The sequence below is a fragment of the Streptomyces sp. NBC_01471 genome (assembly GCF_041438865.1).
In the GTDB taxonomy this organism is placed as follows: Bacteria; Actinomycetota; Actinomycetes; order Streptomycetales; family Streptomycetaceae; genus Streptomyces.
This window is the reverse complement of sequence record NZ_CP109452.1, coordinates 18,373-29,476: the sequence shown is the minus strand read 5'-3', so window position 1 is coordinate 29,476 and position 11,104 is coordinate 18,373. Positions and strand designations below refer to the sequence as shown.

The 11,104-nt window shown below is 70.2% G+C and carries 14 protein-coding genes; 2 read left to right on the top strand and 12 right to left on the bottom strand.

The features are described 5' to 3' along the window. Positions 1 to 131: 131 nt before the first annotated feature. The 3 genes from OG285_RS38590 to OG285_RS38580 form a co-directional block, all read right to left on the bottom strand. Entirely contained in the window at positions 132 to 434 is a 303-nt protein-coding gene (locus tag OG285_RS38590) for a hypothetical protein (protein WP_371793791.1), read from the bottom strand. Continuing rightward, a complete protein-coding gene (locus tag OG285_RS38585) occupies positions 431 to 1,210 on the bottom strand; it encodes a hypothetical protein (RefSeq protein WP_371793790.1) in 780 nt (259 codons plus the stop codon). The genes OG285_RS38590 and OG285_RS38585 overlap by 4 nt, the downstream gene beginning before the upstream one ends. Positions 1,211 to 1,943: 733 nt before the next feature. Further along, positions 1,944 to 2,144, bottom strand: a complete 201-nt coding sequence (locus OG285_RS38580) for a hypothetical protein (protein WP_371793789.1) — start codon at positions 2,142 to 2,144, stop codon at positions 1,944 to 1,946. Positions 2,145 to 2,280: 136 nt separating this feature from the next. Here OG285_RS38580 and OG285_RS38575 point away from each other — a divergent pair, with 136 nt between their 5' ends. Further along, positions 2,281 to 2,898: a UTRA domain-containing protein gene (locus OG285_RS38575; RefSeq protein ID WP_371793788.1), complete on the top strand. Its 618-nt coding sequence runs from the start codon at positions 2,281 to 2,283 to the stop codon at positions 2,896 to 2,898. 230 nt (positions 2,899 to 3,128) lie between these two features. Here OG285_RS38575 and OG285_RS38570 read toward each other — a convergent pair whose 3' ends face one another. The 6 genes from OG285_RS38570 to OG285_RS38545 all read right to left on the bottom strand — a co-directional run bounded on the left by OG285_RS38570 (position 3,129) and on the right by OG285_RS38545 (position 6,703). Beyond that, on the bottom strand, positions 3,129 to 3,341 hold the full coding sequence (locus OG285_RS38570) for a hypothetical protein (protein ID WP_371793787.1): 213 nt from the start codon (positions 3,339 to 3,341) through the stop codon (positions 3,129 to 3,131). A gap of 117 nt (positions 3,342 to 3,458) precedes the next feature. Next, positions 3,459 to 4,046 carry a hypothetical protein gene (locus tag OG285_RS38565; RefSeq protein WP_371793786.1) on the bottom strand — a complete coding sequence of 196 codons (588 nt, stop codon included), beginning with the start codon at positions 4,044 to 4,046 and terminating at the stop codon, positions 3,459 to 3,461. 120 nt (positions 4,047 to 4,166) lie between these two features. Continuing rightward, the gene (locus OG285_RS38560) at positions 4,167 to 4,757 is read right to left on the bottom strand and encodes a hypothetical protein (protein WP_371793785.1); all 591 of its coding nucleotides are present in this window, start codon (positions 4,755 to 4,757) and stop codon (positions 4,167 to 4,169) included. A 295-nt stretch (positions 4,758 to 5,052) separates the two neighbouring features. After that, entirely contained in the window at positions 5,053 to 5,484 is a 432-nt protein-coding gene (locus OG285_RS38555; protein WP_371793784.1) for a hypothetical protein, read from the bottom strand. Positions 5,485 to 5,498: 14 nt separating this feature from the next. Next, positions 5,499 to 6,305 carry a hypothetical protein gene (locus OG285_RS38550; protein ID WP_371793783.1) on the bottom strand — a complete coding sequence of 269 codons (807 nt, stop codon included), beginning with the start codon at positions 6,303 to 6,305 and terminating at the stop codon, positions 5,499 to 5,501. Between the two features lie 164 nt (positions 6,306 to 6,469). Then, complete coding sequence (locus tag OG285_RS38545; RefSeq protein ID WP_371793782.1) at positions 6,470 to 6,703, bottom strand: hypothetical protein; 234 nt, start codon at positions 6,701 to 6,703, stop codon at positions 6,470 to 6,472. 994 nt (positions 6,704 to 7,697) lie between these two features. Between OG285_RS38545 and OG285_RS38540 the strand changes: the two genes are divergently transcribed. Continuing rightward, a complete protein-coding gene (locus tag OG285_RS38540) occupies positions 7,698 to 8,261 on the top strand; it encodes a helix-turn-helix transcriptional regulator (protein WP_371793781.1) in 564 nt (187 codons plus the stop codon). A gap of 66 nt (positions 8,262 to 8,327) precedes the next feature. Here OG285_RS38540 and OG285_RS38535 read toward each other — a convergent pair whose 3' ends face one another. The 3 genes from OG285_RS38535 to OG285_RS38525 form a co-directional block, all read right to left on the bottom strand. Beyond that, positions 8,328 to 10,079 (bottom strand): DUF2637 domain-containing protein, encoded by a 1,752-nt coding sequence (locus tag OG285_RS38535; protein WP_371793780.1) that lies wholly within the window; start codon positions 10,077 to 10,079, stop codon positions 8,328 to 8,330. A 429-nt stretch (positions 10,080 to 10,508) separates the two neighbouring features. Beyond that, positions 10,509 to 10,655, bottom strand: coding sequence for a hypothetical protein (locus OG285_RS38530; protein ID WP_371793779.1), 147 nt, complete (start codon positions 10,653 to 10,655; stop codon positions 10,509 to 10,511). 154 nt (positions 10,656 to 10,809) lie between these two features. Further along, complete coding sequence (locus OG285_RS38525; RefSeq protein WP_371793778.1) at positions 10,810 to 11,031, bottom strand: hypothetical protein; 222 nt, start codon at positions 11,029 to 11,031, stop codon at positions 10,810 to 10,812. Positions 11,032 to 11,104: the final 73 nt, after the last annotated feature.

Below are 11,104 nucleotides of genomic sequence, written 5' to 3'. Positions count from 1 at the left end.
CGAGTCCGTATACGGCGAGGAGTCGAGTTCCCACGACGGACGCACACACGGCCCCGCGCTCGACTGGTAATCCAACATAGAGAATGCGCCTGCCGCTTATGCGGCAGACGCATTCTCTATGTTGGGGCTGCTCAGCTGTAGTCGACTAGCTCAAATTCCAGTCCTCCCAATTCACAGGCAGGCTCTGTGCAGTATGCCCACTGGCGGGATTTGAATTTGGTTTTTTCGATTTGGTCGGAGCCGCATTCCGGGCATGTGACGCTCGGGCCCTCGAAACCCAGCAGTCCGTCTTCCGTCACGGCCCAGACCTCCATCCCGTCCAGGTCGATATCCGACCGGCTCAGAGAGTGGCCGCAGCCGGTGCAGACGAATAGGGGCCCGGTTTTCTGATAGGGCGCCTGTCCGTCGCACTCGGCGCACAGGATCAGCCTCATGACGCCATCCACTTGACGCGCCGGTCGTACGCCCAACGCACCAGGTCTGCGCGGGAGGTGGCGGCCGGGCACGGCTCCAGGATGGCGCGGGCGGCGCGCACGGCCCTGCCCGGCGCTCCGGTCTCCAGGGCGGTCCCGATCACGTTCACGGCTGTGACTGCGCCGTCTGTGCTGGTGGGGTGCCGGTACTCCTCGCACGGGCAGGTCAGGCAGCGCTCGGACGCCAGGGTGATGAGGGCGGCAGGCATGTCCTTGACGGGGATGCAGCCGGGGTGCCGGGTGACGGGTCGCGGCGTCCGGTCGCCGTTGCGGCCCCGCAGGTGGGACCAGAACCGGTGGCCCTTCCAGCCGCAGAGGCGGCACTCCATCCGCCACGGCTGGTCCGCACCGGGGTAGCCCTCCAGGGGCACCCATCCGAGCTGAGCGAGGCGGGCCATGGCCTCCGCCGCCCGCACCAGATTGGCGAGGGTGAGGCGCAGATCGGGGAGGAGGTGGCGGTAGGACTCGGTGGCGGCGGGGCTTGTGCTGGGGGTGGGCAGGGTGCCGGGGGCAGGGATGGTGGGGCGGATTCCCTGGTCGTACAGCGCCTCGATCTGCTCGGCTGCCGCGAACCGGTCCGAGAAACGGTTCGGATTCGTGCGGCCCGGGATGGTGAGGTACCAGCTCCCGTGACGGCGGTGGACTGTCCCGGCAGGGCTGCCGTCGACGGTCACGGGATAGCGCCCGTCCTCCTCCCGCGTGCCGAGGACGTACCGCGTTTCGCTCTGCTTTTCCATTGTTTTCCTTTTCGGTGTTCTTGGTTTTCGGCTGTCGGACGGGGTACCACGCCCTTCCGACAAGAGAAACAATATCAAACCGAAGCCCGAATAGGCGGAACAATAGGCCGCTCAAAGAATCTTTTTTATTTCATTTTCCCGAATTGAATTGCTGGCAATAGGCGTTCTCGCGGGGTATTCGGGTCGGGGCGTACCGGCCGACGCGACCGGCAGGAGCGCAGCGGATGCCGGGGCCCGGCAGCGCGGAGCGGTGACGGCAAGGGGCGGGCGCGGAGCGGCCGCACCGCAGCACGCGGCGGGCGCGGAGCGCCCGCGTCAGGAGGCGCGGAGCGGCTCCTGCGCGTGGCCAGCGTCGGCCGGTGCGCCCCGACCCGCCTACCCCGCGAGAAAAAGGCTTGTGGCGCTTGTGGGCGCTTGCTGCGCCTCGCTGCGCCCTGCTGCGCCACAGGGCCGTGCAGGGGCCGCAGGGGGCTTCTGCACGGCCCTGTGGCGGGTGCTGTGGGGCTATGCTGAGGGCGGATTCCTCTTCGGGGGTTTTCGGCTGGCCGGTCCCTGTACCACCCGCTTAGGCGGCATGGGACCGGCCTTTTCTGTGCCCCGGGCCCACCTGCGGAGATACGAGTATCGGCCCGTCCCCTGGGGGGGGCGGGCCGATCTGTGGATCCCCGCACGGGCGGGAGCATTATTCAGATGCCGTATGCGGACTTCACTCGCACAAATCGGCCCCGCCGATTCAGTGCTGCTTGCCGTCGGTGGCGACTCGGGAGCCCTCGACCTGGCCGCCGGGAATCTCGGCCAGAGCGACCTTCTCGGCGGCGGCGCGGACCTCCGAGGAGGACATGCCGACCGGACCGGATGTGTCGTGGTAGATGGTGACCAGGTCGCCGGCCGTGGTGCGGACGTTGACCTCGGCGGTGTAGTGCTGGGTGCTCATGGGCGTTCCCTCCTGGTGGGCCCGGCCTGGCCAGTCGGCACGGCCGGAAGGTGGCGCGGGACGTCAGTCTTGCCGCCGACGTACGAGCTTCCCGAGATTCTGTGGTGACGTGCGGGTCAGGCGTGCGATGTCCTCGTTGGATACCGACGGCGTGGCGCGCGCCACGATGCAAAAAGCCCTGGGCCAGCTCGCCGTGGAGGGACTGCTGTCCATGACGCCGCGCGGCACGTTCGTCAGTAGCGCCCAGATGGCTCCCAGCGGCTACGACAGCCTCTTGCGGGCCCTGCGCAGCGGGAGCGTCCTCGCGGACGGCGAGACGTGCACCGTGACCGATGCCGCGCTGGTGAAGCCGCCCGTGTACGTGGCCGACATCCTCGACCTGCGCGACGGGGAACGCGTGGTGCGCCGCCAGTGGCACACCGGGCGCGGCCAGCACCGCCTGGCCCTGATCGTGTCGTGGTACCCGGACTTCACCGGGGTGGCACCCGACCTGCTCTCGACGGGCGCCTCAACCGCCCCGCGGATCCTGCGAACCGTCATCGACGCGACGGGCCGCCGGCCGACCGGCAGCCGCGACGACATCCACGGGCGCGAATGCGACGCCCGGGAAGCCAGCTACCTCGGGCTTCGCGTCGGCGCACCGATCACGGCGACGGCACACCGCCTGTGGGACGAGACAGGCGTGATCGCCTATGAGGAACGGTGCCTGCCCACCCGGCACACCATGTCTTTCGAGTACGAGATCCCGGCCTGACCACGCGCGTCACCCGCCGAAAATGGCGGGACTTCCCCAACTGGGGAGGTCCCGCCATTGCCGCTCCTGGCGGGCCTGTGCTGCGACTGGAAGGCCAACGCGAAGGACGTGCCTGCCAGTTATGCGGCAGGCACCTCCATGGCAGGGCCCCTTTTCACGATGCGGATTCCGCTAGTCGGAATCCGCATCGCATTCCCATGTGCCTGCGAGTGTGATTCCCGCACCGCCAGTCACGCGGCGTCCTCCTCGTCGTCGTAGAGGCCGGCCAGAGTCCGGCGCAGCTCGCGGTCGTGGTGGATCTCCAGGGCCTGCGCGTCCGTGATGTGGCCCGCCTCCACTTCATGGTTCAGCTCCTGGTCCTCCCGCTCCAGGCAGTCGGGGCAGGCCCCACAGCCCTCGTACCCGCCGTCGATGAACTCCGGCTCACACCGTTCGATGCTCATGTCTACTTCCTTCCGTACGGCCGGCGGCCCGGTCGGCTCCGGCTCTCATCCCTCAGGTATCAGGCACCAATTGGAAATGCCTGACAGTTTTCGTGTCGGGTGTGGCTGGTGTGGTCTTCAGGCGCCAATGCCGATGGAGCCGACGTAGGCGTACGCGGCGTAATCAGAGTCCAGGTCGGTGATGATGTCGTCCCAGATCTCGTCAAGGGTGTCGATGTCGCCTTCGCCCCAGGCGTCGACCATGTCGTCCCAGACGTACCGGGCCTGCACGGAACGCTCACTGACGTTCGGTCGGCGGTACTTCTCATCCACGGCCGACTGGTCGACGGGGTAGACCTCGATGCGGCGGCCGCGGCCCTCGTTGTCGAGCAGGCGCTTGAGCGCACCCGAGCGCACCAGGTTGTCTCGGCGGCGCTCCTGGTAGGCGCGCTCGACCGCTTCCAGCTTGGGGGCGCTGGGATGTGCCCCGCGGCCCCAGGAACGCAGCAGGCGGGCGGAGACGCCGTGCTCGGCGAGGACTTCGCGGCCGGGCCGGCTGTTGAGGTAGCGCAGGCGGGCGGAGAGGCCGCGGTTGGTCGTGATGGGCGAGGCGATGCCGCCTTGGCGGGCGATGCGGTCCAGCTCGGCCGCGAGTGCCCGTGCGCCGCTCAGCCCCTGGGCGCCGTGCTTCTGCCATTCGCCCCAGAGGCCGGTTGCCCCGGTCATAGTCTGCTCCCCCAGTTCTCCGGCGCCGCGTTGTTCGTCGGTGCCGGGAATTTGAACGGCCGGCCGTGGCCGGACGTGTGTGGTCTATGCACTTTCCGCCACAGGTTCGCGAATGCCTGATTACGGGGTGATGACAGAGGCTGTGACCACGGTTCCGTCGTTCAGGAGTACCGATCCGTTCGCGACAAAGGCGTGTTCGCGCTCGTGGCGGTACTGGAGCGGTCCAGTGGAGTCGAGGAGCACGGCCAGTGTGTCGTCGAGGGATCCGTCAGGCTTGAGAACCACATGCACGCGGGGGGTGCCGTTCTCGTCGTACACGTGGACGCTCTCGGCCCACTGCGTCCAGCTCTGCCTGGCCCACGGGATAAGAGCGCGTGCCCGGAGGCTGAGGTCGGTGGCCGACCGGGTACATGGCTTCTCGCCGTCGGGCAGGTCCGAGTAGAGGTGGCTGCCGTAGACGGGCATGTCGTTCCATGTGCCACTCACGTGGGCTTCTCCCAGGGTGCCCCATCGTTTGTGGTGGACCTCTGCGGTGAGCGCCGCGCCGATCATGTCCAAGGGGCCCACCTCGTTGGTGTAGGGATGCCCGGTTTTCACGAGCAGGCGGACATCCGGAAGGGCGGTGTAGAGCCCGGCGCGTAACCCTGCGACGTCCCCGACGTGGTCCAGGAGGTCGGCCGCGGCGTCGAGCAGCTCGGGGAGTTGGTGCATGTGTGTCTTCATCGGGTGCCTGTCTCTGTGAGTCGGAGGGTCTGAGCTGCTGCAATGCGGCGGTGGCCGGGGCCCGATCGTGAAGCTTCGCCCCTCGCCGCCCACTGCGTAGCGGATCACTACCTCTCGGTGGGCGGGCCGCTGTGGTGGCGGCCCGCCGGTTGGTGAACGGATGCCAGGCGGCGAGGTGGCGCCCAGCGGCGGCCACCAGGTCGTACTGGTGTCGCGCAAGTACAGTCAAGAGGTGCCCGCAGCCAGTTCGGATGGCTGCGGGCGCCTTGCGTGCACTGGTCTGTCAGGCGCGGGTAGGCGCGATGTAGCGCCGGACGGCGACCATGAGGCCGAAGGCCAGGGCGAGACCCGCGAGGTGGGACCCGCCGAAGACCGCCTTGGCGGTGGCGCCGGTGAGGTCCTGGCCGTGAGCGACGATCTGGCCAGTGGCGTAGCAGGCGCCCCAGACCATCAACATGGCCACCACCAGGATCACGACACGCACGCCGGAGGGGAGCCACTTCGGCCCCTTGGACGGACCGGCCTTCGCGGTGGCGTGAGCAAGGTGCGCGGCGAGAGCTTGCTCGCGGGCGTCCACGAGGTGCTGGGGCATCCGGCCACAAGTGCACCCGGCCCGGAAGCGGGCAGTACCCGCAGCAGTGGAGGCATCCTCATCGATGACGATCTGCGGGAAGTGGCGGCCGCCATCGATGGCGAACCGGTCGAGATTGAACACAGTCTTCCCCTTCGTTAGTTCCGAGCGATGGCGAAAGCGAGCGTCTCGGCGGCCAACTCCAGGCGGCGCTCGTGGGCCTGGTCGAGGTTGGCGCGCAGCGCGTAGGTGGTCACTCCCGGGTCCTGGTCGAGGTCGGCCATGGCGTCCTCCAGCGCGGGGTGACCGGCTTCCTGGATCTGCTGGTAGGCGGCTTCGTCACGGGGCGAGATGCAGAAGAACTTGCGCTGCCGGGCGCTCTCGGCGCGTTCGTTCCACATGTCGATGGCGATGCGGGCTTCGTCTACGGCGAGGACGTAGGCGTGGTGGGCGGCCAGCCATGCGGCGGCGGTGCTCAGTGCTTCCCAGCGCAGCTCGACCTGGTGCAGCAGGCGGTCACGCTCGGCGCGGGCGACCTGCTCGCGGGCGAGGCGGTCGCGTACGTCGGCGTAGCGGGCAACGGTGTCCATCATGGCCACCAGCCGCATTCCCTCGGTGTGGCCCTCGGGACCGCCCGGGTCGAGGTCCGGGTGCTGTGCGACCCACCGGCGCAGGGCTGCGGTGAACTCGGCGTCCATCGTTTCGCCGACGCCGGTGAAGCCCTCAATGTCGAGCTTGGACAGGTTCGTGATCATGGTCTTGCCTTTCGGTCGGTGGTCCGGGTCGATGCCCCTGGATCGCAGATCGGCGTACACGGTGGGTCGGCTGATACGCGCGGCCTCGGCGAGCGCAACGATGTTGGTCTCACCGGCCTGCCACGCGGTGGCGATCAGGTCGGCCCGGCGGCCGGGGCGCGACCAGTCGCGCAGTGCGGCCATTGCGTCGTCTCGCTGTCTCGTACTCACACCAACAAGCTTGCCGTAAAGCTGCCTTACATGGCAAGCGGCTTTACAGTGTTCGGCTGGTTCTAGCCCATCAGGCCGGTTCCCCACCTGTGTGTTCCGTCGCAGCTGTGGCGCCACGTTGCCCCTGTCTGACTCGCGGGGCACCGGCCCGAATCGGGCTGCCGTTACGGCTTCGCGTGGTGGTTCCGGTTCGCCTGGAGGGCGGTTCGCAGACGGCGCCCGTCGTCGGTGTCCGGAAGCCTGACTCGGCTGGGATCCATTGCGGCGAGACGGGCCAGGGCGTGCTGCTGGGCATGAGGGCCGTTGAGACCGTGGCGGTCCGCGGTGTGTACCCGGTAGAGCGCCTTGTAGAGGGACGGTGAGATTCCGGGGGCGGAGCGCACGACGAAAGGGGCCATGGCGTCCATCAATTCGGTGAGCTGGTCCGAGGGAGCCGCCGCTCGTGCGGCGACACGGCGCCGGTAGGCCTTCTGTCGGCATGGCGGTCCGCAGTACGCAGAATCCGCACGCCCAGCCGTAACAGCCCGTCCGCACGCACCGCACGCCCGGCCCGATCCGACACCGCCGTTACGCCTTCGCGTGAGGAATGTCCGGCATGCCCGCGAGCACGTCACCCCATCCAGCAGCTTCTCCGCCCGGCGGACCACCACGAGACCGCAGGCGACGCACGGCTCCGGCGGCAGGACCGTCCCGCGGCCGGCCAGGTCCACCCACCAGGTATTCCCCGTCCGCCGGGCGGCGTCAGGACGGGACAGCCCGGTGACCGGATCGGGAGCCCCTCGCTCGTAGCAGCACCCACAGATCAAGAAGCGGCCGGAACCCCGGTTCCGGCCCTGCCGAGTGCCGCCGACGACGAGGTACGCCGGGCCGCCGGACAAGTCGGCCGCGCACATGGTGCAGTACCGGCGCGATCCCTCACGTATAGCCATAACAGGCTCAACGACCGGCACGCGTAGCCGTAACGGCTTCGCGTGGTGGTTCCGGTTCGCCTGGAGGGCGGTTCACAGACGGCGCCCGTCGCCGGTGTCCGGAAGCCTGACTCGGCTGGGATCCAGGAGCCGCCGCTCGTGCGGCGACACGGCGCCGGTAGGCCTTCTGTCGGCATGGCGGTCCGCAGTACGCAGAATCCGCACGCCCAGCCGTAACAGCCCGTCCGCACGCACCGCACGCCCGGCCCGATCCGACACCGCCGTTACGCCTTCGCGTGAGGAATGTCCGGCATGCCCGCGAGCACGTCACCCCATCCAGCAGCTTCTCCGCCCGGCGGACCACCACGAGACCGCAGGCGACGCAGGACGATCAGGACGAGCGAGGACGGTCTGAGCCATAGCCGCGACCATCACGTCGCGCGGGGTGGCTGATGTCGGGCACGGGTGCGGGGAGGATGGGCGCATGAGCGAGCGTCCGATGCTGAACCAGCGCGAGGCGGCCACCGCGTGTGGTGTCAGCCGCACGACCATCCGCCGGCGCCGCGAGGCGGGCGACCTGCCGGGCGCGGTGCAGGATCCGGTGCGGGGCTGGCTGGTCCCGGTGGACGATCTGCTGGCCGCCGGATTCCGGCTGAACGCTCCTGCCCCGCCGGAGAACACGACCGCGGCCCCGGCCGGAGAGAACGGCGACGTGGACGGCGGCCAGGCGCAGGGTGCGGACGCGCTGCGGGCAGAGCTGGAACGCGTACGTCACGAGCACGCCCTGGCCATCGCTCACGCCGAATACGCGAAGCGGCTGGCGGAGGCTCGCGTGGAGCACCTGCGTGCGCAGCTCGCCGAGCGGGGCGCGCGGATCGAGGATCTACAGCGGGCGGTGGCCGCGCTGGGGCCACCGCCGGAGCGGCCGGTCCTTCAGCCGTCCGTCCCGGAGCAGTCCCACGCTTCACCCGCTCCCCCGCCCGTGCCCGAGGAGTCGGGGCCGGCGGCCGGGGAGCGGCGGCGGCGATGGTGGGGCGGGCGGCCCTGACAGCCGGTCATCCGGACATGGCGGAGGGCGGCACCCATTCCGGGTGCCGCCCTCCGATGTGCCGGGTCAGGACTGCTGACTGTCCATCGCCGTCTCGAACTCCGTGGGGCGGTATCCGTCCAGCAGCCGCCCCACGGCCGCCTTACGGATGTCGCTCGCGGCGCTCTGCCCAAGATTCAGCGCGTCCATGATCTCGCTTAGCTGGACCGCTCCCATCTCCTTATCGGCCTGCTCGGGGGTGACTCCGGCGGCCAGGAGCATCCGGGCCACCAGACGCTCGGAGCGCTCACGGGGACTCAGGCGGGCGTAGTCCTCGGCCTGCTGGGCCCGCGCCTCGATCAGGGACGTCTCGTACCGGGCGGTCGCCGCCGCCTGACGGTCGGCCTCGACCCGGCGCTCCTCCTTCGCCAGGCGTCCGGCCTCTGCGATCCAGTGGTTCGCGGCTGCCTCCGCCTTGGCCGTCTCCGCGCGGTGGCGCTGCGTCTGCGCCTCCGCCTTGGCTGCCGCCTCGGTGTCCTCGGCTGTCTTCCGGCGCGCGGCCGCTACCTCCGCCGACTCCAGCGCCTCGGCCTCCGTCGCTGCCTGACGCTCCGCTGCCGTGCGCCGGTGCTCCGCCTGGACCATGGCCGTGGCCGCTGCCGACTCCGCCGCCGCCTTCGCGGCCTCCGCCTCCGCAGCCGCCGTACCGGTCCGGGCCGCCTGCCGGTGCTGAGCGGTGATGATGTCGCCCTCGTCCTCGATGGCCGCGATCCGGTCCGCCTTGGCTTGCTCGCGCTGGCGCTCCGCCTCCAGCCGCTGCCGCTCCGCTTCCTGCTCCTGGCGCTCCTCCTCCGCGCGCTGGCGCTTCTCCGCCTCCGCCTCCCATGTCGCCGGGAGGGCGAGCGCCTGGTCCACCGTGTAGCCGCGGGGAGCCATTTTCATCGGCAGGCGCTCGATCTCGGATGCTGCGGACAGGTCCCCCTGGTACTTCTGCTTGAGCCACATTTTGTACCCATCGAGAGCCTGCTCCCGCGCGATCATCTCCGGGTAGGACTGCACGCCCGCCAGGCGCATCTGTCGGTACAGACGGATCGTCGTGGGCGGGGCCAGTACCCACCGGTGCAGCGGGACCCGGTCGGAGGCCGTGCCGTCCTCGATCCGGGCGGCCTTGATCAGCAGATGCCGGGAGGCCTCCACACCGAGCACGAACAGCACGGGCATGACGCCGTGAAGACCGACGCGAACCGGGTGGGCGGTCAGGCCTGCCCAGAGGCCGGCCCCCGACTTGATGCCGTCGGAGGCGTTGAACGCCACGGTGACCAGGGTCATTGCGTGCGCAGCGAATCGGAGTACCGGCCACGGGCTGCGGCTGCGCACCATGACCAAGTCCAGGGCGAGCAGCGCCACGATGCTGGCGTCGATCCCGATGGGGATCCACGGGGCCAGGCTCCAGATGCCGGTGTTACCGAACCCGTTCTCTGCCGCGACCCGTCGCAGCGTCGTGTACGAGGCGGCGAAACCAATGATCCCGACGAGCGGCATCCCCACCATCGCCACCGAGACCAGCAGGCGCCCTACCCATGCGGGGCCGCCCTCCCCGGCCGGGGGGGTGGCCACCGTGGCCGGGGCCGCGTCCGGGGTGGCCCCGGCCGTGGACAGGGGGTCGGCCGCCTGATCCGGCCAGCCCCGGCCGCCCTTGCGCGGAGCGGGCGGAGCGCTGCCCGTGGTGGCCGGAGTGGCCGCCTGTCCGGCCGGAGTGGCCCCGGCCGTCTCCGGAGCGGCCCCGGCCATGGCCCCCCGGGTGGCCGGGGTCTGGTCACCCGTCAGCGTCTCAGTCATCCCGGCATCCTCCCCCCTCACGGGTCCGGCCGGAGCACCGCCCCGCCCGACCGGAGCGAGAACCGGTGGGAGCGGAGCGGGAGCGGCGGGCGTGTACGACGTCTGACTCATGGGGTGCCTCCAGGCTGGATGGGGAGAAAGGGGAGCGCCCCGGGCGGGTGTCCGCCCGGGGCGCGGTGACGCGGGATCAGAGCGGGCTAGCACTCACCGCAGGTCTCACCGGGGTTGAGCGCACGGCTGGTGTAGGCGCCGCACCCCGGGCACTGCCAGAGGTGGCGCAGGATCGGGATGCGGGCCAGGAGACGGCGGCTCACCGCGCACCACCCCCGTGGCGTGTGGTCCAGGCGCCGCAGGTACGGCACACGTACTGCGCCGACTTGGCGTCCCAGCGCATCCGGCGGCCGTGGCAGACCGGCGCGGTCGCCCGGCTCACTGCTTGCCGCCCTTGCGGCCCGCGACCGGCTTGGCCGGGGCGGGGAAATGACCACCGCGCGATGCCTGGTAGGTGGTCGCGTGCTTGGGGTCGGCGTGCGGGCCGCCGGGGGCGGTGCTGATCTTCTTGTCGTTGAGTGCCACGATGTGGCTCCGTCCTGCTGAGGGATGGAGCGGGGCGACCGGCTTTCTTGGCAGTTGGGCGGTCGCTCCGCGCTTGTGTGTGGGGCCGTGGGTCTGTCCGGCTCCCCTTCACCGCCCGGCTGTGGCCGGGCGGATCAGGCAACCGTCAGACGGGCTACTTCCGGTTGACGCGGAGCGCGGGGGCCAGATCCTCGACGCGGTATCCCGGGCCGTACCGGCGCTGGAGCTGCGTGGTCAGCTCCGGGAACAGGCGCCGGCGGATCTCCCGCTCGGTCGCGTCGGTGGGCGCGATGAGCTCGCTGCCCAGAGCGATGCGGCGGCCCGTGCCGGGCTCGTCGACCTCGATGCTCCAGGTCCAGTACGTGGTGGTGGCCATGTCTCTCTCCTCGGATGTGGTGGTCCGGACACCTCTGTCCGGCTCCCCGTTCCGCCCGGCTGAGGCCGGGCGG

Coding starts and splice junctions, on each gene's coding strand:
- OG285_RS38525 (WP_371793778.1), bottom strand. CDS start 11,031: ATGGCCACCACCACGTACTGGACCTGGAGCATCGAGGTCGACGAGCCC.
- OG285_RS38585 (WP_371793790.1), bottom strand. CDS start 1,210: ATGGAAAAGCAGAGCGAAACGCGGTACGTCCTCGGCACGCGGGAGGAG.
- OG285_RS38545 (WP_371793782.1), bottom strand. CDS start 6,703: ATGGCCCCTTTCGTCGTGCGCTCCGCCCCCGGAATCTCACCGTCCCTC.
- OG285_RS38535 (WP_371793780.1), bottom strand. CDS start 10,079: ATGACTGAGACGCTGACGGGTGACCAGACCCCGGCCACCCGGGGGGCC.
- OG285_RS38565 (WP_371793786.1), bottom strand. CDS start 4,046: ATGACCGGGGCAACCGGCCTCTGGGGCGAATGGCAGAAGCACGGCGCC.
- OG285_RS38560 (WP_371793785.1), bottom strand. CDS start 4,757: ATGCACCAACTCCCCGAGCTGCTCGACGCCGCGGCCGACCTCCTGGAC.
- OG285_RS38540 (WP_371793781.1), top strand. CDS start 7,698: ATGAGCGAGCGTCCGATGCTGAACCAGCGCGAGGCGGCCACCGCGTGT.
- OG285_RS38590 (WP_371793791.1), bottom strand. CDS start 434: ATGAGGCTGATCCTGTGCGCCGAGTGCGACGGACAGGCGCCCTATCAG.
- OG285_RS38570 (WP_371793787.1), bottom strand. CDS start 3,341: ATGAGCATCGAACGGTGTGAGCCGGAGTTCATCGACGGCGGGTACGAG.
- OG285_RS38580 (WP_371793789.1), bottom strand. CDS start 2,144: ATGAGCACCCAGCACTACACCGCCGAGGTCAACGTCCGCACCACGGCC.